This is a genomic window from Runella sp. R0.1_18 (assembly GCF_057652155.1).
The window spans coordinates 34,111-56,151 of record NZ_JBYFCK010000022.1 but is presented as its reverse complement, the minus strand read 5'-3'; the positions used below and the strand labels follow the sequence as shown (position 1 = coordinate 56,151).

Genomic DNA, 22,041 nt, shown 5'->3' with positions numbered 1-22,041 from the left:
TAAGTGTTCAAAAAGTGCCCTTACCATTTTGGGGATGATGAACGCTTGGTTAAGGTGTTTGTACTGCATTTAGGAGTGTATGAAAGTCTCTACAAGTCAGCCATTTGCGATTGTTTACTCGCTGTTTCAGCATCAGTATCTTGGGTATTTGTTTGGTTCGTATATGGTCCAAATCAATTCCAAAAACGAACTGACGCTGCTGAATCAGATTGTCTCTACCAAAAATGTGAATGAATTCGCGGCTGGTTTGGATGCTGTTGATTTTGAGTTAGTCAAATTGATTGAGGATACCCAGCAAGATCACATTCTCAAGAAATTCAATCCCAAAAAACTGTCGGCGTTCGACTTCTTCCAAAAGGTGTATGACCCCCAAAAAGGGGACAAATTGCTGCAAGAGACCATTAGTGATTACATTGAGCGGCGCAAAGTAGAGATTCTTGACAAGCTGACAGAAAAACGGATGTTTGTGATGGGAAGCGATAATAACCCTGCATGGATGCCCATTGAACGAATGCCCGACAAAGCCAAAGTGTTTTTTCATTTTGTACGAAACGAAGAAAATACGCATTATTTTCCCATTATAAAATACGACACAGAGCGGCTTCAAATTAGGCATCGAAACGCCATGTTGATTTGTGATGAACCAGCTTGGCTATTGATTGACAATAAGTTGTATCATTTTGATAAAAGCGTGGATGGAAAAAAAATCCGTCCGTTTCTTTCAAAGAACCATATTGTTATTCCGCGAAATGTGGAGGAGCAATATTATCGAAAATTCGTTGCTCCCCTGATTGCCAGTTATGAGGTTTATGCCCAAGGGCAAGGCTTCGAAATCAGGTACGAAAAGGAGGCGGTGGTGCCTGTGTTGACGATTACCGAACAAACGACGTTGGTTAAATCGGGGTCGTTGACGATGTTCAATGCGCAGGACAACTCGGAGTCTGCCTTAGTCACCGAAGATTACGACCAGAGCCAAGTGGTTTTTGAGTTGTCGTTTCAATACGGACAGTTTAATTTTAAGTTTGACAGCTTTGCTAATCATGCCAACGTAAGCCTTGAAAAACAAGGAGATGATTACATTTTCCATAAAGTAAGACGCAACGTTGGGTTTGAGAAAAACATCCTTCTTCGCCTCAAAGAATGGGGATTGGTGATGGGGCAAGGCCGCAGTGTTGTGTCTAAAAATCAAGCATTTGAATGGATTCAGACGCATAACATTACGTTGAAAGATGCAGGAATTCTTTTGCAGCAAACAGCAACGGAATCAAGTGCCAAACGCTATTTTCTGGGTTATTCGTCGATTGATATTACGTTTGAAGAATCGCGGGATTGGTTTGATGTGTATGCCAAAGTACGTTTTGGGGAATTTGAAATTCCGTTTGTGAAGCTCAAAAACCTGATTTTAGCCCGAAAACGGGAGTTTACTTTGCCCAACGGAGAAGTAGCAGTCATTCCAGAGGCATGGCTGACGAAGTATTCTGAACTGTTTGCTTTTACCGAATACGATGCCGAAAGTCATCAGCTTACGCTCCGAAAACACCACCTAGCGCTGGTGCAAGAATACGCCGAAGATAGCCTCGCTAAGGTGGTGATGAATCGGAAATTGGAAAAATTGCGTGATTTTGATGAAATAGATGAGCAGCCACTTCCTGAGGCGTTTGTTGGAACGTTGCGACCATACCAAAAAGCAGGTTACGATTGGATTATTTTTTTGAGTCAGTATCGTTTTGGGGGCTGCTTGGCCGATGACATGGGGCTCGGGAAAACCGTGACGACCCTAGCCATGTTGCAGCGACAAAAAGAAATGGGCGCCGACCGACCGTCGTTGCTGGTGATGCCAACGTCGTTGTTGTACAATTGGGAATTGGAGGCACGGAAGTTTACACCGCAGCTGCGGGTTTTGGTCTATAAAGGTACTTACCGCGAAAAAGATACTACCCGTTTTGACGATTACGACCTCATACTGACTTCTTACGGCATCGTTCGCATTGATGTTGAACTGCTCAAATATTACCGATTCAATTACATCATTTTGGACGAATCGCAGGCGATTAAAAACCCTTCGTCGCACGTGACAAAGGCCGTGATGCAGCTGGAGTCGAATTTTCGACTGATTTTGACGGGGACGCCGTTGGAAAACACAACGATGGATTTGTGGACTCAAATGACCTTTGCTAACCCTGGGCTTTTGGGCAGCCAGTCGTATTTCCGTTCTCATTTTCAGGTACCGATCGAAAAACAAAACGATGCGCAACGCACCCAAAAGCTGTATGCCCTGATTAAACCGTTTTTGCTTCGTCGGCACAAGTCGCAGGTGGCGCTAGACTTGCCTCCCAAAGTGGAAAGTGTTCATTATTGTGAAATGTCGGAAGAACAAGAAAAACGTTACGAAGAGACCAAGTCGTACTACCGAAATTTTATCCTGGAACACATCGAAGAGGAAGGAATGGCCAAATCGCAAATGGTTGTTTTACAGGGGTTAACCAAACTCCGACAACTGGCCAATCATCCCCGAATGGTGGACGAAACGTACGACGGGGCATCGGGTAAACTAGAAGAGATAGAAGCAAAACTGGAAGAATTGGTCAGCGGAGAGCATAAGGTCTTGATTTTTAGTCAATTTGTGCGCCATTTGGCTATTTTGGAAAAAACCTTGCATCATCAGAAAATTAAGTATGCTTATCTCGATGGAAGTACTGTCAATCGACAAGCACAAGTAGAGCTGTTTCAGCAAGACGAATCGGTGAAAGTGTTTTTAATTTCGTTGAAAGCGGGTGGGGTAGGGCTTAACCTGACGGCCGCAGATTACGTCTTTATTTTAGACCCTTGGTGGAATCCCGCGATTGAAGCCCAGGCTGTGGATCGCGCGCACCGAATTGGGCAACAGCGCACAGTTTTTACGTATAAATTTATTACCAAAAACTCGGTAGAAGAGAAAATATTGGATTTGCAGCGAAGTAAACAAAAGTTGTTCAATGAGTTGATTACCAACGAAGAAGGGTTTGTGAAGTCATTGAGTAAAGAAGATATTTTGGAGTTGTTGGCCTAGCGAATTAGCAGGAGTTTTCCGCGTATAGCGTGCCCTTGGGGGGCTGTTTGGATAACAAAAGCGTAGCCGCCAACGGGCAACGGAACTTCGTTATAAAAACCGTCAAACACGGCCTTTTTTCCCGAATCAGAGTAAAAAATAGCTTCTCCCCAGCGATTATAAACCGTGACTGTCGCTTCGGGAAATTCTTCCAAACCACGTATGAGCCAAGTGTCGTTGATGCCATCGCCGTTGGGGCTAAAGGCGTCAGGGATGTGCACGCCTTTCATGATGCCAATGGTGATTTTATCGATAGCAAAACACCCATTAGCATCGGTTACTTTGAGGGTATAGGTGGTAGTTTTGTGGGGTGAGGCCGTTGGAGAAGCAGTTTGCGTGTTGTCTAGGTCAGTGGGGGGGCTCCATTGATAGCTGTAGCCCGAAGTGCCGCCATTTTTGTTTAATTGAATGCTGCCATTTTCGGCTAAGTCTTGGTCGGTGCCAAGTTCTAAAGTAGGCCCTGCTAAGACTTCGACTGTGTGTTTGGCCAAACCATCTACGCACGTACCAGTCTGTTTGAGCGAATACGTGATTTCGTGTTTTCCTGCGCCAGCTTGTTGTGGGACAAACTTGTTGGGAGCAAGAACCCCTTTTCCGCTGAAAGTACCACCTGCGGGTGTGGCAATCAAGAGGAGGGCGGTTGTATCGTTGCCACATCGTACAGGAATGGGTTGTATCCTAATCGAAGCAGCGGTAAATGCCTTAATTTCTACGGGTTTAGATTGACCCGTGCAATTGTTTGCGTCAGTGATTTTGACTGAATAGTTGCCTATTTGATTGATAACCAAAGAATTATTGGTGGAATTGGGGATGGGTAAACTATCAAGCAACCATTGATATGTTACATTTTTGTCGGAAGGGGCTGCGGTTAAAGTGAGTGGCGTGCCTGGGCAAAATAGCCCAGATGGATTGGAAGAGGTAGCAACTACGCTTGGATTGGGTACAACCTTAATGGCTGTGACCGACGATTCGCCTGCGCCACATGCACTTTTTCGGGTGACTTTTACTTTGTAATTCCCTTGGTCTTTGACAACCAACACCGAGTCTTTGCTACCTGCCAGCAGTTGGTCATCTTTGTACCACTCAAAAGAAGTATTTGGAAGATTGGCTCCTGCATTGAGTTGCACCGATTTCCCTTCGCAGAGGGTGGTTGGCGCTGCTACATTTGGCCGCCCAACCTCAGAAACGCGAATGACTGCGGGGGGGATAGACACACATTCTTCTACTTCAATTTGGTACTCGCGGTAGGTTTCGCTGAGTTTGACTCCCGAACGGCTGTGTTGGAGTAAAAAACCAATTGAATAAACCCCCACTTTAGTAGGTTTGGCCGAAACAAGAATGTTGGTAAGACCCTGACTCGTAAAAATATTGGGGGCAAGCGGAGGGAGAACAAAGTTGCCACCTGGGAGCATCTGATTTTCTGAAAAGCCAGCTTTCCAGCTTACTTTTTGGTAAGGAATTTGACCGCTGGCTCCCGTAAATGGGGCTGTATTTGAGACAACTAAATTAAAGCTTGACCGAGTAAGCCCCGATTTTAGTGGTTCAGAAACCACCTGAAGGCTAAAGTTCGTTTCTTGATTTGCACAAAAAAAGTTGTACGATTGAGGTACCCACTGTGGGGTGGTTTTTCCTGCTTCGGCAGGCTCAAAATATTCCCATAAATAAGCGGGTGAAAACCAATGGTACAGAACAATCTGCGATGAAATAATGTTGTCAGTGGGATTGCGCGGGCCAACGGGGCTGTTTACAATGTAGTAGCCTTCAGGGTCGTTATAATCTTGGGGTTTTAATACCAAATTGTAATTGTAGCGGACAAAAAGATACTCGACTTTTTTGCTTTTATCACAAGACAACGAGAAACTTGAAGCACTGACATCGTTACTTTTGTCGGCCGTATATTCTTGCATGAGTTGATTGTCTTTTTTACGATACAGTCCAAACCGAAGCTGGGCGGGAAGGGCATCGTAGCCTGCTTTATCCGTGAAAAAAGTACAACCTACCCCGTAAGCATAAGGAATATTGTTATTGATGGTACGACGGTCTATTTGTCCACCGTAAATACGTTGGGCGTATGCGGAGCCAAAACTGGCCAATAAAACGAGAAGAAACCCAACGAGATTGCGCATTACTTTGGTTAAGGACTATTATTAAAATCAAATGTATCTAAAAATCTACTAACAGGTAATATCCAAGCAGTTATTAAGTTTTATGCAGCCACTTACACTCGACTTCTATCAAAAATACGATACGTTAACCCTCGCCCAAAGGTTGCTTGGCTGTACGTTGGTACATCAACATCAAGAGGGTACTACAGCAGGCATCATCGTCGAAACGGAGGCTTATCTGACTGGCGATCCCGCGTGTCATGCGTACCGAAGGAAAACAAAAAGAAATGCCGCAATGTTTGGCCCTGCGGGAACGGTCTATGTGTATCAAATTTACGGAATGCATTATTGTGTCAACATCGCAAGTAGCGACGAAGGGGTGGGCGAAGCGGTGTTGATTCGGGCCTTGGAACCAACCGAAGGTATCGAGCTCATGGAAGAAAGAAGGGCAGAGGGAATGTCGAGGGGAGAGTGCAGAATGTCGAATGGGGGGCCTGTTCGACACTCTACACTCTCCCCTCGACACTTATGCAATGGTCCTGCCAAGTTGGTGAAAGCCATGGGAATCAGCATTGAAGAACACAATGGTTCTTCGCTTTTGACAGGCAATCTGAAAATTTATCCGTCGGTACTAAAGGAGTTTGAAATGGTAACCACTACGCGTATTGGCCTTACCAAAGGCGCTGATTTGCCGTATCGTTTTTATGTGGCAGGAAATCGTTTTGTGAGTCGCAAGTGAGGTATAGCCTTTACAAACTAGCTCTGACGAGTTTGGCACCTTCGCACATGGCTTTTAATTTTTGTTTGGTTGCCCAGCGCGCCGTCTGACTCATTCCACAGTCGGGGGCGATGGCCAGTTTTTCGGCAGGAACGTACGGCAATACCTTCCGAATGCGCTCGGCGACGTCTTCGGGCGTTTCGATGTAATAACTTTTCACGTCAATCACGCCCACTGCTACGTCTAGTTTTTCGGCAAATCGTTCCAAAAGATGCACATCGGCAAAGTTGAGGACGGTCATTTCAGAATGCAGTTCATCGACAGTCATGTCCAAAAAATTGGGCAACATAGGAGCTAGGGTTTTCTTACCAACCGAACGGCCTTTATAATTGCCAAAGCAGAGGTGCATCGAAAGGCGCGTTTTCCCCACGGCAGGTGCAACGGTTCGGTTGAAAATATCGACAAATCGCTGGGTATCTTCTCGGTAGGCGTAACAACTCATGGAGGGTTCGTCCACGCAAATTTCGGGAACGCCCAAGGCCACCAATTCTTCAATTTCTTTCCGTACAAGGGGCAAAATAGCTTCGGTCACTTCCCAACGGTCTTTGTACAAATGCCCTGGATTCAAACGCCCCGACAAGGTATAAGGCCCAGGAATCGACATTTTAACGCGTTGGCCTTCGGGGGCAAGGCGTTTTAGTCGTTTGTACTCTTCCACCACTCCGAGCCCCTTGGGCGCTGTTAGGGGCTCTACAATGCTGTTTTTGCCGCGTTGGTCGTGGGCGGGTGGGCCGTATTTTCTGGTTTCTGAACTATCGTTCTGAATGCCATTGATAAACCCATAAAATGATAGGTTAAAATCAAGGCGGGTTTGCTCGCCGTCGGTGATGACGTCAAGCCCTGCGCTTACTTGGTCGTGAATGGCCGTAATGACCGCATCGTCAATCATTTCGGCGATGTCGGCGGGGCCAAATTTATCGAGGTTCATGCTCGCAAATTCGAGCCAACCAGGAAACGGCATCGAGCCAACGACGGTGGTTTTTATGGGGTGAGGTTGCATGGTTCTGAGTTTAGAATTTTACTGTTTAGGGTTATTTATTCATAGCCATTGGTACATGACGTGGGCATCGACGAGGCCAAGCTGCGCGTGTCGATAGGCTTTGGGAAGAGTACCGATAATATCAAACCCACATTTTTGCCATAAACGCACGGCGGTTGTGTTGGTGGAAATGACGCAATTAAATTGCATGGCAAGAAAACCCAATCGCTTGGCTTCGACGAGCGAGAAGCGGCACATTTGTTCGGCGACGCCTCGGCCTCGTGCTTCGGGATGGACCATGTAACCTGCGTTGACAACGTGATTTCCCAAGTCAGGCTGGTTTGCTTTTAGAAAAAACGTGCCGACGATTTCGCCGTTTTCTTCGGCGGCGTACGCATGTTTTTCGGGGTCAAACCAAATTCCTAGCATTTTGTCGCGCGATGAGTTAGGGGCGTACATGTAAGTATCTCCCGCCCGAATCACGGGTTCGATGATGGCCCAAAGGGCTTCTTTATCAGTGGGAAGGACAGGGCGAATTTTTAAGGTCATGGCATTAAAAAGAATCACTGACGTAGCTTGGGATACCTACTTTCTGGTACATTTTGGAAAGACGGTGAGCGTGCTCGTCGTAGGCAGCTTCAAACAGTTCAGCGGCGCGTTTGCTTCCGACCACCGCAGCGGCGCTTAGCACTTTGGGAGGGCGGCCTGCTTGGGTAAGAAGCTGGGCGGTTTCGGCTTTAAGGCAGTTGACAATCGCCGCCCCGCCTACCGTCGAACCAGGAGAAACGGGCGTATCAAGGCCATCAAGCGTAACCATAGCATCGCCCACGGGAGCACCTGTATCAAGTACTAAATCGGCAAAATCGGTTAGTTTTTTCCCATCCGTTCGTTTAGACGAACTGGCTTTGGAGTGTTCTTTGGTGATTAAAGCGACAACTTTAATGCCATTTTTTTGGAAAATTTCGGCCATTTCAACGGGGACAATGTTGGTGCCCGAAGACGAAATCACCAAGGCGGTATCTTGAGAAGACAAGTCAAAATTCCGTAAAATGCGGTCGGCGAAACCCGATACATTTTCTAAAAACATGGCTTGACGTTGCCCGTTGGCGCCTACCACCAAATTATGGAAGGTAAGCGATAGCTCCACAATGGGATTAAAACCCGCAAAAGAACCGTAGCGAGGCCACATTTCTTCGACCATAATTCGGCTGTGGCCACTACCGAAAACGTGTACCATTCGCCCCGCAAGTATGCTTTCGGCAAACCATTGGGCAGCTTGTTGGATTTGGGTTTGTTGTTGTTGAATGGTTTGTAAAATGTGCTGACATTTACTTAGATAAACCTCGGTAACAGTCATGTGTAAAAAGGGTTTAGAACGCGGATTGAACGGGTTAAATGGATGATAATGCAAAGCCTGCGGCACCAATGGCTCCTGCCATATCGCCAAAATGAGCTTGAACAATGGGGGTTTGTTTGCCACCAGGCCGCCATTCGTATAAGTCCATAAATTGACGTAAAGGCTCAAATAAGGCATCGTCGGCCAAGGTAATTCCTCCTGCAAGGACAATGAGTTCGGGTGAGAGGGCATTCACAAGCGACGACAACGCCACGGCTAATTTCTGAACAGAAGTAAGCCAAACCAAACTGGCCCACGCATCGCCTTGGCGATAGGCTTCGACCAGCGCCCAGGTGGAGTCAAACTTCCCTTTGCTTCTTTTTTGAATGGAATAATTGCCAATGGCGTACTCCAAACTCCCTGGAGCACCGACGATGCTTACTTCGTCATCGGTGGCATGAAGGGAGAGGTGCCCAAGGTGCCCCGCCATTTGGTTAAGTCCTTGGTATAGTTTTCCTTGGATAAGAATTCCGCCCCCAACGCCCGTGCCGAGGGTGAGTAAAATTACATTTTGAAAACCCTTAGCCACTCCAAACCGGGCTTCGGCCATCAGTGCTGCGTGGGCATCGTTGAGGACGTAGGCTCGTTGCCCGAAATAAGCACTCCAGTCGAAGTGTTCCAGGCCCAATAAGCGATTAGGAAGGAAGGAAATACAGGCATTACGGGCGTCGGGTAGGCCAGGTGCCGATAGGCCAATGGTATTGATGGGAGCCTGCCAATAATCTCGTAGGTACGTAACCATTTCTAGCACATTTTCGCGCCAGTGTCCTTCGGAATCGTCTTGCGTTGCCACGTAATGTTGCTTCAAGATTTCCCCCGCTTCATTGACCAACACTCCTTTTACATTGGTTCCGCCAAGGTCGATGCCGATGGATGTTTTCATTCTTTTACTGTCAAATTTTTAGTGTCGAGTGTAGAGTGCAGAATGTCGAATAGGGTATTTTATTCGACATTCTGCACTCTACACTCGACATTCCTACTTGTGTTTATTATGATTCATTTTTGCGGTTAAGATGGAGGCAGAAAAAATAGCGAGTAATTCGTTCGTTTCCTTCATCAAATCTTCAATTCTTTTAATATCAATAACTTCTGCCTCCGTAAGCAATTCCATCCAAAATAAAGATTCATCTGTTTCTTCTTCACAAATATGAACCTTGTTTATAAAGTCAGCGGGAGATTTAGCTCGACAAGCTGAGCGATAATTTGCTCCTACTGAAGTGCCAGATCGTAGTAACTGTTTCCCAATAACTTGGCTAACTTGAGTGTTTGGAAGTGATTGAGTTAGTTTGATGATTCTTAATGAAAACTGTTTTGTTCTTTGTTTTAAATCTTGTTTAGGCTTCATGGTCATAAGTGTTTAGCGCTTTTAAATTCTTTGACCACAAGAGATTATAAATTGTCACATTTTTTAGTGTCGAGTGCAGAGTGCAAAATGTCGAATTGGGCATTTTATTCGACATTCTGCACTCGACACTAAAAATTCGACACTCTCCATTCGACACTCGACATTTCACAAATGCCCCTCCGTCACTGACCAGCCGCCGTCAACGGCGAGGACTTGGCCTGTGGTGAAACGAGCGTAATCAGACAGGAAATAAAGCGCCGCACCGTCCAAATCAGAGGGTTGTCCGTTGCGGCCACCGTCGAGGGGTTGCTTGGTTTTTATAAAATCCATGATGAGCGTATTTTGAGAGGCACGTTGGCTCATGGGGGTTTCTACCAATGCGGGAGCGAGTACATTGACGCGTATGTTGTCTTTGGCATAATAGGCCGCAATGGACTTGGTAAAGCCAATAATGGCCGATTTAGTCGCTGCATAAGCGTGGGTGGTAAAGTAGGTAGGGGAGGGTGAAAAACCGAGCACCGAACCCACATTCAGGATAGCACCACCCGTTTTTTGGGCTAAAAACTGACGTACTGCTGCTTGGTTGGAAAGCATGAGAGAGGTAAGGTTCAACTCAAACGTTTTGTTCCAGCCCTCCAACGTAAGCTCGTGCAAAGGGCCATCGCCAAACTTTCGTCCACTTCCTCCAGCCACATGGTACAGCCCATCAAAACTTCCGAAGGTATGAATCGCTTGGGCAATGGCATGAGGGGCGGTATCTTCGTGCGTGGCATCGGCCGAGATGACCAACGCCGAAGGTCCCAATTGACGCTGGGCCTCGTCGCAGCTTTCGGGGTTACGACCAACGACGACCACTTGGGCACCGTGCCGAATAAATGTACTCGCGGCCGAAAGCCCAATGCCCGTGGTACCGCCAATGACGACAATTGTTTTTTGAGCGAGCCATTTTTCCGTAACCATGCCTAATTTTGCGTTATTGTACTGTCAACTTATTATAAAGAGTTGAGTGGGTAGTTTTCTAATCAAACATTCGTCGAAAACTTAAAAGAACTTGATAACACAAACACGATTTGAGGAAGAAGTAAGGGCTTTTTTGTCTTTTCAACAAGACCATGAGCTACCCATTTTGGGGCAAAGATTTTACCGTCCAGTGCTTTATTTTCCTGAACGTTTGCTGGCGATTCACCTCATTTCGTTGGAAAAAACCAACCTACTTTCATCCGATACTTTTGTACAATTGAGTGATACTTTGGCAGCTGAAGGCATCAAAGTGATTCATTTGTGGGAAGATGTGTGGCATTCCAAAAAAGCGGTGGTTCAGTCGAGGTTGCGGGCGGCGTTTGGTATTTCTCAACGCATTCCAGCCCGACTTACAAAGGTTCGCCGAATTGACAAACCTACCTTGGAGCGGTTTATGGATGCTAATCATTTGCAAGTTTCGACCAATGCAAAGTTTAAATATGGCCTTTTTTTGCCCCAAAACTACCAGCGTATTTTAAAAGATGATAGCCCTGCGACACCGTTTTTGACCCAACAAATGACGATTCAAGGAGAAGTCTTGGTGGCTGTGGCTTCGTTTAGTGGGGGAAAAAATATCCTAAGAGAAGGGGAAACGTTCCGCTCGTTTGAGTTGATTCGTTTTGCCAATCATCTTGACTGCACGGTGGTTGGGGGATTGGATAAATTACTGAAAGCTTTTATGACCGAACTACAGCCCGATGATATTATGACTTACGCCGACCGCGATTGGTCAGATGGGAGAAGTTACGAACGGTTGGGTTTTGAACGAATGGGGGCAACACCTCCGCACATTTTTTGGGTCAATCCTGACACCTGGGAACGACATTATGCCGAGCGACTATTGCCCGACGACATTGGGGTTCATTGGGTAAAAGTATATAATTCAGGGAATTGGAAGTTTTTGAAAAAAATGGTTTGATGTTGTTCTCGCAGATGTTCACGGATGTAATGCCGCAGAATAACACAGATTTTGGGTAATACACAACGTTCTTGCAGTGGTATTAAATTTTTATGTCAATAATGCCCGTGGAGCGGCTTATTTGCCTTATTTTTAAGTGTTCATCTAAACCCCTATACTTCTCCTTTTTTGTTATGAAACGACTGCTACTTTTTTACCTTGTACTGCTTCAATTTCAGGCTATTGCCCAGCTAAAGTTTGCCCGCTTATTTTCAAATCACGTGGTGCTTCAACGCCAAAAGCCAATTCCTGTGTGGGGTTGGGCTAAGCCTAAGGAAAAGGTTACAGTGACGCTGGCCAACCAAAGACTCTTGGCTACGGCCGATGACGCAGGAAAATGGAGCGTAAAATTCAAACCTATGGAATCGGGCGGCCCTCATCGGTTGGTGGCTACTACGCTGACGGGCAAAGTCGAAGTAGAGGATGTGTTGCTGGGGGAAGTATGGTTGTGCTCGGGGCAGTCAAACATGGAATGGCCCGTCAAACAAGCCGATAACTTTCGCCAAGAGAAGAAAAATGCCAATTTCCCTCAAATACGCCATTTTTACGTAGAACATAACGTAACGATGGACATTCAAACTGACCTTGCCTCGGGCGAATGGAAGGTGAGTGACGAAGAAAATGTGGGTAATTTTACGGCTGTTGGGTTCTTTTTTGCCAGAGAATTAGCCCAAAAATTGAACGTGCCCGTTGGCTTGCTTCATTCGTCGTGGGGAGGTTCGCAAATCGAAGGGTGGATTAGCAAAGAAGCTATGCAAACCAACGATGAACTGAAACCCTACGCCAATGCCCTCCCCAAAACATGGGAAGAAGCTGATGCGCAACTCGACCGCCAAACGCGCAAACAGTTGCTTGGCAGTGAGGCGGAGGTTACGATGGCGGATGAAAAAAAATATACCGAAGCGGGCTACGATTTCTCGAAATGGCGCTCGGCGGGTAGTCCTTTGGGGCAGTGGGATTGGAAAGGGATTTGGATGTTTAGAGGCAAAGGTTTTATGGCGAAAACGATTGATATCCCAGAAGATATGGTTGGGCAAACGACGACCTTAGGACTGGGTATTCAAGATAGTTTCAACGAAATGTACATCAATGGCAAGCTGGTCTATGCGGGTATGATGCAGGGAGTTCGCAAAATAGCCCTTCCTGCCGATGCGTGGAAAGCTGGTACCAATCGACTTGTCATAAAATTTGGGAATATGATTGAGCATCCGTGGTATGGTTTGGGGGTAAATGGCACGCCCGATGATTTATTTGTTAGCTCCAAAACTGCCAAAGTAAGCATCGCTTCTGACTGGTTTCTTTTGCCTTCTTTTGCCGAACCGCACACCTACAACCATAGCTGCAACAACGTCGGGACGACGATTTATAACGCCATGATTGCGCCGCTCATTCCGTTCGGCATTCGGGGGACGCTTTGGTACCAAGGTGAGTCGAATGCGGGGCGAGCATACCAATACCGACAGTCGTTTCCGTTGATGATTGATGATTGGCGGCAGCAGTGGGACGACGATTTCTCGTTTTATTTTGTGCAATTATCAAGCTACGGTGGCTACCAAAACAGTAACAACGGAAGCAATTGGGCCGAACTTCGCGAAGCGCAGACCATGGCGCTGTCACTGCCCAAAACAGGCATGGCCGTGACGATTGACGTTGGAAACCCGAAAGACATTCACCCGACCAACAAGCAGGACGTCGGTCACCGCCTTGCGCTCAATGCCTTAAAAATGGATTTTGGGCAAGATATTTTGCATACAGGGCCTGTTTACGATTCGGTAAAATTTGACGAAGACAAGGCTGTTGTATCTTTCAAAAACGTGGGAGAAGGCTTGATGGTAAAAGATAAGTTTGGGTACGTCAAAGGCTTTGAGATTGCAGGCGATGACAAAGTTTTTTATTATGCCAAAGCCGAAATCATTGGCGATAAGGTAGAAGTGTACCATCCGAAAGGCGTGAAACCTATCGCGGTGCGTTATGCTTGGGCTGATGCCCCCGAAGATGCCAATTTGTTCAACCTAGAAGGTCTCCCCGCAGGGCCTTTCCGTACCGACGACTGGAAAAGCAAAACCGAAGGGCAGAAGTTTCAATGATAAACGAGGGGCGAGCATACCGAACTTCATGATTCGTCCCTCGTCATTCCAACAGCCTCCGATGGTAATTGACTTGCCCCAAATGATAACCAAGGTGAGTCGCTAAGTGGATGAAAAAGTACTCAGTAGTGGTTTTGGTTTCCAACACAAGTTGCGGGTATTCGGCTTGGTAGTCATCGTCGGTAAGGGTAGCCAACGACGTTCTGATGACCTCAATGGTGGCGTCGATGTCGCTGATAATTGTTTCTCTGGCTACGTTTTTGGCGCTAAATTCCAGCGGACGGTTGCGAACGTAGCCTGTTTTTCCAATTTCAGCCCCAATGTACGTATTGAGATTGCCAATGAGGTGCAGCGCCAAATTTCCCGCCGAATTGGAAATCTGCTCCGCGACTTTCCAGATGTTTTCCTCGTTTTTGTAGGCCAAAAGCTCCGCTTTCAGTCTTCGTAAATCCCGTTCAAAAAGCGCCGTTAATGTTGTTGAAAGCATATTGGTTTCCTGTTTTGGGTTTTGTGTTTCCTGTTTTTGATACCAACGAAGGAGGTATCACTCATCTCTCATCACTTACCTCTCATCTCTCACTACTTCCCACTCCGCTTAAAATACACATAAGCACCTCCGCCTAAGGCCAAAAAGAGCAAACCTGCGATGGCTTGTTCGGGCTTTTCGATCAAAGTATTGACCACTACAAACGCCGACATGGCCATAAATACCAACGGCGTAATGGGGTAGGCCAACGTACTGTAATTGCGAGGAAGTTTACGCTTGCGAAAAGTAAAAATGGTAGCCGCCGTCAAGAAGAAGAAGGCCGTATCCACAAAAACGACGTAGGTAATGAGGTTAGAGAATGTTTTCCAAAAGACAAGCAATAAAATCGTCCAGAACGACTGAAAAATAATAGCCCAAAAAGGCGTTTGAAAGCGGGGGTGAATCTGGGCAAACTGTTTAAAAAACAACCCATCTTCGGCCATGGCAAAGTAAATACGGGGAGCGGTAAGAATATAAATACCAATCGTGCCCAGTACTGACAACACAATCAGAAATGAAATAAACTTTGCTCCTAACCCCCACACGGTCGAAATAGCTTCTGAAGCCACACCCGTTGAAGCCGCTATTTTTTCGATGGGGAGTAGTTTAAGGTAGGCTACGTTGATGGTGACATAAGCCAAACACACGATGCCGATGCCGAGCAACATCGCTCTTGGTACTACGCGGTCGGCGTCTTTTACTTCGGCCGCAATGAAGGTTGCGTGCTGATACCCACCGTACGAAAACGAAACCCCGATTAGTGCCAATCCAAACGACGAAACTAGGGGCAGTTGGTGGGAGTTGGTCGTCCAATTAAAATCAAAAAGCGAGAACGCCTGGGTAGCCATCAAAAAACCAATCAAGACCACGATGGCAATACCGATAAGTTTGGCAGAGGTAAAAACCGACGCAAAAAAACTTCCCCATTTGACCCCCAGAACATTCATAATGGTCAGGATGGTGATGGTCAGAACGGCCACAATAAGTTGCGAACTTTCTGAAATCGGAATCAGCTCATTAAGATAAGACGTAAATACCAACGAAAGCGCCGCCAACGAACCCGTATTGATGACCAGTAGCATCGACCAACCGTACAAGAAAGCGGGAAGGTCGCCGAAGGCTTCCTTGAGAAAAACGTAAAACCCGCCTGCTTTTTGGAACGAAGACGAGATTTCGGCGAAGGTAAGCGCGCCGCAAAGTGCCACGAAGCCACCCACCACCCAAACGCCCAACATCCAGCCCGTGGTGGGCAAATAACCCGCAATTTCGGACGGTGTACGAAAAACCCCCGAGCCTATACTCGACCCGACGGCAATCATGGTAAGACTAAAAAGTGTGATTTGTTTTTGGAGTTGTTGCGACATTCGTTTATTGGTTTGGTGTTTAGGTTGGCTTCGTTACTTTCGACCCAGCCCCTAATCTAAGGAATCATTGCTAAAAAACTACTATGAAGTCCATTAAGGGGTTTTTAATCCAGAATTAACGACATATTAATCTTTCAGCCGCAGTTTTGCCTCGAATCTTTTTAGACCAAAATGAGGAGTAAACTGTTTTTAGCAGCTTTTTTGCTGCCTTTTTATTGTTTTGCCCAAGACGCACTTCGGCTTTCGCTCAAGCAAGTCGATAGTCTATTTTTACAGAACAATCTCATTCTACTTTCGGAGCGATTTAGGATAGAAGCCAGCAAAGCGGCTGTTATTCAGGCTCGTTTGTGGGATAATCCGACCCTTTCTACGGAATGGAATGCGTTTAATCCTGATAAAAAACGGGTATTTGATGTGGCCAAAGGTGGACAAAAAATTGTGTCGATTGAGCAAGTTTTGCTAACGGCTGGTAAACGTAGCAAACAGGTGGCCTTGGCCATCGAAAATGCCCAAATGACCGAATACGAATTTTTGGACTTGCTCCGTACGCTCAAATTTGAACTGAGAAGCAGTTTTTTTGAAGTGTTTTTCCTTCAAAATACCCTCAATCGTTACCAGCTTCAAATCAATACGCTACAGACAACGGTCACGGCTTTTGAAGAACAGTACGAAAAAAATAACGTCTCCTTGCGGGAATTACTTCGTCTCAAAGCCCTTCTATTTCAGCTTAATAACGACAAAACTGAAATTCTTTTTCAAATTGCTGAGAAGCAAAAGGGGTTAAAAACACTGCTGAATACCAACCTTCAGATTGTACCATTGGTGAACGAAGCAGACCTGAATCGCTATTTTCTCAATAGCTATACGGTGGCTGCGCTAAGTGAGTTGGCACTTCAAAACCGAGGTGATGTCAAAGTGGTGGAATCGCTCAAGCGGCAGGCCGAGTTAAACTATACACTCCAGAAATCATTGGCGGTGCCTAATCTCCGTTTGGGGGCGGTGTATGACCAATCAGGAAGTTATGTGAACCATTATACGGGTATCACGCTTGGGGCCGATTTGCCTTTTTTCAATAAAAACCAAGGGAATATCAAAACGGCAAAAAGCTTGATTGAGTACCAAAAAGGAGTACAAAATCAGAAAACAAATGCGGTTTCTAACGAAGTAGCGGAGGCATTTCAAAAGGTGCGGTACGTTGAAAATATGGTACAAAGTGTAGATAGCAAATTCACCGATCAATTTGAGCAACTCAACAAAGGTGTCGTCGAAAACTTCCAAAAACGAAACCTTACACTGCTCGAATTTATCGACCTCATCGAAACGTATAGTGAGAGCGTTAAGGAATTGAACCGCCTCAAAGCCGACCGAATAGGGGCATACGAAGAACTTAATTTTACTGTAGGACAAGAACTTTTCAACTAAGAAAAATGAATAAAGCTATCATAGGAGTACTGGTGCTGGTGAGTGCTGTTGTGCTCGTTTCGTGCGGAGAGAAAAAAGAAGCTACGGAAGAAAAAAAGGCGTTTTCATTGTCGGACACGATGATGAAACGCATTGAGCTAGCCGACGCGGGCATTGCGCCTGTGCGTAGCGAACTGACACTGGTAGGAAAAATCAGTGCCGACGAAAACCGCGTCATTAAAGTGTATCCGCTGGTGGGTGGAAATGTGGAGTCGGCCAACGTCGAACTCGGCGATTATGTTCGCAAAGGCCAAGTGTTAGCCACAATTCGGTCGGGAGAAGTGGCTGATTTTGAGCGACAAATGATTCAGGCACAGTCGGAAGTGTTGGTGGCCGAAAAAAACCTAAAAGCGGCTGAAGAGCTTTTTGAGAGCAAACTTAATTCCCAAAGAGAGGTCAATGTAGCCAAAAAAGAAGTAGAAAATGCCCAAGCCGAATTGAACCGTATCAAGGAAGTTTTTCGCATTTATGGCCTTGGAAAAACTACGCATTACACCGTAAAAGCACCGATTGACGGTTTTGTGATTAGCAAAAACATCAACCCAGGAATGCAGCTGCGTTCTGATAATGCCGAGCAGATTTTTACCGTGGGTCAAATCAGCGAAGTGTGGGTAATGGCCAACGTCAATGAAAGTGATATACCCAAAGTAAAGTTAGGGATGGTGGCTGATATTCAGACGATTAGTTATAAAGATGAACTCTTTCATGGAAAAGTTGATAAAATCTATAACGTACTAGACCCCGAGTCAAAAAGCATGAAAGTGCGCATCCGACTCGACAACAAAGGCTACAAACTCAAGCCCGAAATGCACGCAACGGTGTCGCTCAAGTTTGAAGAAGGAGGAAGTATGATGGCGATTCCTGCCAGTGCTGTGATTTTTGACCGTAGTAAAAATTGGGTGATGGTGTTTAAGAGTCGCACCCAAATCGAAACCCGTGAAGTGGCTGTTTACAAAATGCTAAACAACGTGGCTTATATACAGGCAGGGCTGAAAGAAGGGGAGAAGGTTATTTCAAAAAATCAATTATTAGTGTACGACGCACTGAACGACTAAATTATGAATAAATTCATTCGAGGAATTGTAGGTTTTTCACTCAAAAACCGCTTTTTCGTCTTTTTTATGACGGGTATTTTGGTCATTTCGGGTGTGGTAAGTTATCTCAATACTCCGCTTGAAGCATTTCCCGACGTAACCAATACACAAATTATTGTCGTGACGGAATGGAACGGACGAAGCGCCGAAGAAATCGAGCGTTTTGTGACGGTGCCCATTGAAGTTGCCATGAATTCTGTGCAGCGTAAAACCAACGTGCGCAGTGTCACGATGTTTGGGCTGAGTATCATCAAAATCATTTTTGAAGACGACGTAGAAGATTTTTTTGCCCGACAACAGGTTAATAATCAGCTACGTACGGTGTCGTTGCCCGACGGCGTTGATCCCGAAGTACAACCGCCTTACGGGCCTACTGGAGAAATTTTTCGCTATACGTTAGAAAGTAAAGACCGAGACAGCCGAGAGTTGTTGACCCTCCAAAACTGGGTAGTAGATCGCCAGCTCCGAAGTGTGCCAGGCGTAGCCGACGTGGTGGCGTTTGGGGGACGCGAAAAAATGTACGAAATCCAAGTAAATCCAACGCAACTCGCCAAATACGACATCACGCCGCTGGAAGTCTATGAAGCCGTGACCAAAAGCAACGTCAACGTGGGGGGAGATGTGATTGAGAAAAACGGCCAAGCCTATGTGGTGCGCGGTATTGGGTTGCTGAATTCAATTCCCGACATTGAAAATATCATCGTCGAGTACGTGAACGATAATCCTGTGTTGGTTAAAAACGTGGCCGATGTCAGAGAGTCGAACCTGCCTCGCGTCGGGCAAGTGGGTCTCAACAGCAACGACGACGTGGTGGAAGGAATTGTGGTACAACGCAAAGGCGAAAATCCCAGTGAAGTGCTAACGCGGGTGAAGGAAAAAATTGAAGAATTGAACACCAAAATTCTTCCCCCTGACGTAAAAATGGTCACTTTTTACGACCGCGACAACCTCATTACGTACTGTACCAACACCGTACTGCATAACTTATTTGAGGGAATTATATTCGTTACGGTCATCGTGTTTTTGTTTATGGCCGACTGGCGTACCACCGTCATTGTGTCTATTATCATCCCGTTGGCGCTGTTGTTTGCCTTTATGTGTTTGCGGCTCAAGGGTATGTCGGCCAACTTACTCTCCATGGGCGCAGTGGACTTTGGTATCATCATCGACGGCGCGGTGGTGATGGTGGAGGGAATGTTTGTCTCGCTCGATCACATTGCCCACAAAAAAGGCATTGAGCGGTTTAATAAATTGGCCAAATTGGGGCTTATCAAAAAAACGGGAGGAGAGCTTGGGAAAGCCGTCTTTTTCTCCAAACTCATCATCATTACAGCCTTGATTCCGATTTTTAGCTTCCAAAAAGTCGAAGGAAAAATGTTTAGCCCCTTGGCTTATACCCTTGGCTTTGCGTTGTTGGGGGCGTTGCTTTACACCCTTACGTTGGTGCCTGTGTTGTGTTCATTTTTACTACGGAAAAACGTTCGGGAAAAGAACAACCCAATTGTCAACTTCTTCGACCGTGTTGTTTCTAAAGGGTTCGAGTGGTGCTACCGAAGCAAAAAAATGAGCGTTTTGGCCGCCATGATTTTTTTGGGAACGACCTTGTTTTCAGCAAAATGGCTCGGTACAGAGTTTTTACCCCAACTTAATGAAGGTGCATTGTGGGTAACGGCCGAACTGCCCATGAGTTATTCGCAAAATGAAAGTGTGAAAATTGCGAAAGTTTTGCGGGAAAAAGTAGCGAAGCACAAAGAGGTCAGGCAAGTACTCTCGCAAGAAGGGCGCTCCAACGACGGAACCGACCCCAATGGCTTCAACTTTCTACAATTCCAAGTCGATTTGAAACCAAAAGAAGAATTGGGAGGTAAAACAATCGACCAAATTATCGAAGAATTGAACGATGATTTGTCGGAAATACAAGGGATTACTTTTAATTATTCGCAGCCAATCATTGACAACGTCGCCGAAGCCGCTGCGGGGATAAAAGCCTCAAATGCCATCAAGATTTATGGTGATGATTTGGATAAATTGGACGAGTTGGCCGATGAGGTTTTAGGGAAAATAAAGGACGTTCCGGGCGTAAAAGACGTGGGTATCTTGCGCAATACGGGTCAACCCGAAATGAGCGTGATATTGCACGACCACAAAATGGCCATGTATGGCGTCAGCACCGCCGATGCCCAAGCGGTGATAGAAATGGCGATTGGCGGCAAAACGGGCTCTATTTTGTACGAGGGTGAACGTAAGTTTGATATTCGTTTGCGTTACCAAGAGCCCTATCGCCGCACCGAAGATGACATTCTTCGTCTGATGGTGCCGACGCTGAAAGGCAACAAAATTCCGTTGAAAGAAATCGCTTCGCTGCGTAAAGTGACAGGGCCTGCCTTTGTCTATCGCGAAAATAATAAGCGGTTTATTGGGGTCAAATTCTCAGTACGTGAGCGCGATTTGGGAAGCACCATTGCTGAAGCCCAAAGCAAAGTTGCCCCCATCTTGAAAACATTGCCCAAAGGTTACTCGATTGACTGGACGGGGGAATTTGAAAACCAAGTGCGTGCTACTCACCGTCTTGGGCAAGTCGTGCCGATTAGCATTGTGGCTATTTTTGTGCTTCTTTTTATCACGTTTGGCAACGCCAAAGACGCGGGGCTCGTATTGGTCAATGTGCCATTTGCGTTGATTGGAGGGATTTTGGCCTTGCACCTTACACACATGAACTTCGGTATTTCGGCAGGGGTTGGGTTTATTGCTTTGTTTGGGATTTGTGTCCAAAACGGGGTGATTCTGATTTCGGTTTTTAATAAAAATACCTCCGAACGAATGCCGCTGGACAAAGCAATCCGAGAAGGGGTAAAATCACGGATTCGACCCGTTGTGATGACGGCGATGATGGCGGCTATTGGGTTGTTACCTGCGGCGGTTTCAAAGGGAATTGGTTCCGAAACCCAAAAACCACTGGCCATTGTCGTCATTGGTGGGCTCATCACCGCTACTGTGCTGACTTTACTGATATTCCCGATTATTTATCGGTTTTTCTATCGTCATCACGTACATACCATCAAAGATTTAGAATAATGAAACTCAAGACACGTTCAGGCTATATGCTCATTGGTTGGCTGTTAAGTAGCCTAGTTGCTTTTGCTCAAAACAGAACCGATTTTCAGGTATGGCCTGGCGTGTCTTTAGAACTGGATTTGCCCAAAAAGTGGCTAGTAACGGTGCAATACCGAAGCCGATTTATCGACAATGCGACCTATTACAAAGGCTCTTATCTGTTTGGAGCGGTGGAGTATGAGTTTAATAAACATTTTAAGGCAATCACAAATTACCGTTTGGCATTGGTCGATGAAGGCGTGTATCATCGGTACTTTCTAGGGGTGGCGGCCAAGGCAAAAGTGGGAGATTTTACGTTGATGTTACGCCCTGCCATTCAGTACCAAAGCCAACGATTTACGGGCGACGATGAAATTCGGACAGATACCGACACCTACTTCCGTCCGCGTTTTACGGTTAAGTATAAACTGAATAAAAAATGGGATATTTATACGTACTCAGAGCCGTTTTTTGCCATTACCAACAAGGGTACTAAAATTGATAATATCCAAAGTTCCATTGGCCTCAAGTACGAATACCTCAAAAACCAGCGTCTGAATCCCTATTTTATGTGGCAACCAGACTATTCGCACAAAAAATACCAACTGGCCAACTACATTGCTGGCTTAGACATGGAGTTTTCACTCAAGCCGTTTAGATACTTCAAGAAAAAGAAAAAAGCAACGGACAAAAAATCACAGCCGAAACCGCATCCTCAAGGCCAATGGCCACCAAATTAGGCAGAGT

17 protein-coding genes are annotated in these 22,041 nt (G+C 46.0%); 8 read left to right on the top strand and 9 right to left on the bottom strand.

Translation table 11 applies throughout. From position 1 onward, the window contains the following. Positions 1 to 79 precede the first annotated feature (79 nt). Positions 80 to 3,049, top strand: a complete 2,970-nt coding sequence (locus tag AC23P2_RS26230) for a DEAD/DEAH box helicase (RefSeq protein ID WP_487775938.1) — start codon at positions 80 to 82, stop codon at positions 3,047 to 3,049. Here AC23P2_RS26230 and AC23P2_RS26225 read toward each other — a convergent pair. After that, positions 3,046 to 5,214 (bottom strand): T9SS type B sorting domain-containing protein, encoded by a 2,169-nt coding sequence (locus AC23P2_RS26225; protein ID WP_487775937.1) that lies wholly within the window; start codon positions 5,212 to 5,214, stop codon positions 3,046 to 3,048. The genes AC23P2_RS26230 and AC23P2_RS26225 overlap by 4 nt on opposite strands. 82 nt (positions 5,215 to 5,296) lie before the next feature. Here AC23P2_RS26225 and AC23P2_RS26220 point away from each other — a divergent pair, with 82 nt between their 5' ends. After that, positions 5,297 to 5,932, top strand: coding sequence for a DNA-3-methyladenine glycosylase (locus AC23P2_RS26220; RefSeq protein WP_487775936.1), 636 nt, complete (start codon positions 5,297 to 5,299; stop codon positions 5,930 to 5,932). Positions 5,933 to 5,942: 10 nt separating this feature from the next. Here the strand turns inward: AC23P2_RS26220 and AC23P2_RS26215 are convergent, their stop codons facing one another. From AC23P2_RS26215 to AC23P2_RS26190, 6 genes are all read right to left on the bottom strand, one after another. Further along, a complete protein-coding gene (locus AC23P2_RS26215) occupies positions 5,943 to 6,971 on the bottom strand; it encodes a methionine synthase (protein ID WP_487775935.1) in 1,029 nt (342 codons plus the stop codon). Between the two features lie 39 nt (positions 6,972 to 7,010). Continuing rightward, a complete protein-coding gene (locus tag AC23P2_RS26210) occupies positions 7,011 to 7,499 on the bottom strand; it encodes an N-acetyltransferase family protein (RefSeq protein ID WP_487775934.1) in 489 nt (162 codons plus the stop codon). Between the two features lie 4 nt (positions 7,500 to 7,503). Further along, positions 7,504 to 8,307: a sugar isomerase domain-containing protein gene (locus tag AC23P2_RS26205; RefSeq protein ID WP_487775971.1), complete on the bottom strand. Its 804-nt coding sequence runs from the start codon at positions 8,305 to 8,307 to the stop codon at positions 7,504 to 7,506. Between the two features lie 34 nt (positions 8,308 to 8,341). Further along, the gene (locus tag AC23P2_RS26200) at positions 8,342 to 9,229 is read right to left on the bottom strand and encodes an ROK family protein (protein WP_487775933.1); all 888 of its coding nucleotides are present in this window, start codon (positions 9,227 to 9,229) and stop codon (positions 8,342 to 8,344) included. Between the two features lie 93 nt (positions 9,230 to 9,322). After that, entirely contained in the window at positions 9,323 to 9,691 is a 369-nt protein-coding gene (locus tag AC23P2_RS26195; protein ID WP_487775932.1) for a four helix bundle protein, read from the bottom strand. 165 nt (positions 9,692 to 9,856) lie between these two features. Further along, positions 9,857 to 10,651 carry an SDR family NAD(P)-dependent oxidoreductase gene (locus AC23P2_RS26190; protein WP_487775931.1) on the bottom strand — a complete coding sequence of 265 codons (795 nt, stop codon included), beginning with the start codon at positions 10,649 to 10,651 and terminating at the stop codon, positions 9,857 to 9,859. A gap of 91 nt (positions 10,652 to 10,742) precedes the next feature. On the opposite strand from AC23P2_RS26190, the gene AC23P2_RS26185 reads away from it, so the two are divergent. Next, positions 10,743 to 11,630, top strand: a complete 888-nt coding sequence (locus tag AC23P2_RS26185; RefSeq protein ID WP_487775930.1) for a PDDEXK family nuclease — start codon at positions 10,743 to 10,745, stop codon at positions 11,628 to 11,630. Between the two features lie 173 nt (positions 11,631 to 11,803). After that, entirely contained in the window at positions 11,804 to 13,756 is a 1,953-nt protein-coding gene (locus AC23P2_RS26180; protein ID WP_487775929.1) for a sialate O-acetylesterase, read from the top strand. A gap of 43 nt (positions 13,757 to 13,799) precedes the next feature. On the opposite strand, the gene AC23P2_RS26175 is transcribed toward AC23P2_RS26180, so the two are convergent. Further along, positions 13,800 to 14,243: a DUF1572 family protein gene (locus AC23P2_RS26175; protein ID WP_487775928.1), complete on the bottom strand. Its 444-nt coding sequence runs from the start codon at positions 14,241 to 14,243 to the stop codon at positions 13,800 to 13,802. A gap of 92 nt (positions 14,244 to 14,335) precedes the next feature. After that, positions 14,336 to 15,646 carry an APC family permease gene (locus AC23P2_RS26170; RefSeq protein WP_487775927.1) on the bottom strand — a complete coding sequence of 437 codons (1,311 nt, stop codon included), beginning with the start codon at positions 15,644 to 15,646 and terminating at the stop codon, positions 14,336 to 14,338. 171 nt (positions 15,647 to 15,817) lie between these two features. Between AC23P2_RS26170 and AC23P2_RS26165 the strand changes: the two genes are divergently transcribed. From AC23P2_RS26165 to AC23P2_RS26150, 4 genes are read left to right on the top strand one after another with little or no spacing between them, the layout of a single operon-like run. After that, positions 15,818 to 17,068 carry a TolC family protein gene (locus AC23P2_RS26165; protein ID WP_487775926.1) on the top strand — a complete coding sequence of 417 codons (1,251 nt, stop codon included), beginning with the start codon at positions 15,818 to 15,820 and terminating at the stop codon, positions 17,066 to 17,068. A 5-nt stretch (positions 17,069 to 17,073) separates the two neighbouring features. Next, on the top strand, positions 17,074 to 18,162 hold the full coding sequence (locus AC23P2_RS26160) for an efflux RND transporter periplasmic adaptor subunit (RefSeq protein ID WP_487775925.1): 1,089 nt from the start codon (positions 17,074 to 17,076) through the stop codon (positions 18,160 to 18,162). A 3-nt stretch (positions 18,163 to 18,165) separates the two neighbouring features. Beyond that, the gene (locus tag AC23P2_RS26155; RefSeq protein WP_487775924.1) at positions 18,166 to 21,276 is read left to right on the top strand and encodes an efflux RND transporter permease subunit; all 3,111 of its coding nucleotides are present in this window, start codon (positions 18,166 to 18,168) and stop codon (positions 21,274 to 21,276) included. Beyond that, on the top strand, positions 21,276 to 22,034 hold the full coding sequence (locus AC23P2_RS26150) for a DUF2490 domain-containing protein (protein ID WP_487775923.1): 759 nt from the start codon (positions 21,276 to 21,278) through the stop codon (positions 22,032 to 22,034). The genes AC23P2_RS26155 and AC23P2_RS26150 overlap by 1 nt, the downstream gene beginning before the upstream one ends. Positions 22,035 to 22,041 lie beyond the last annotated feature (7 nt).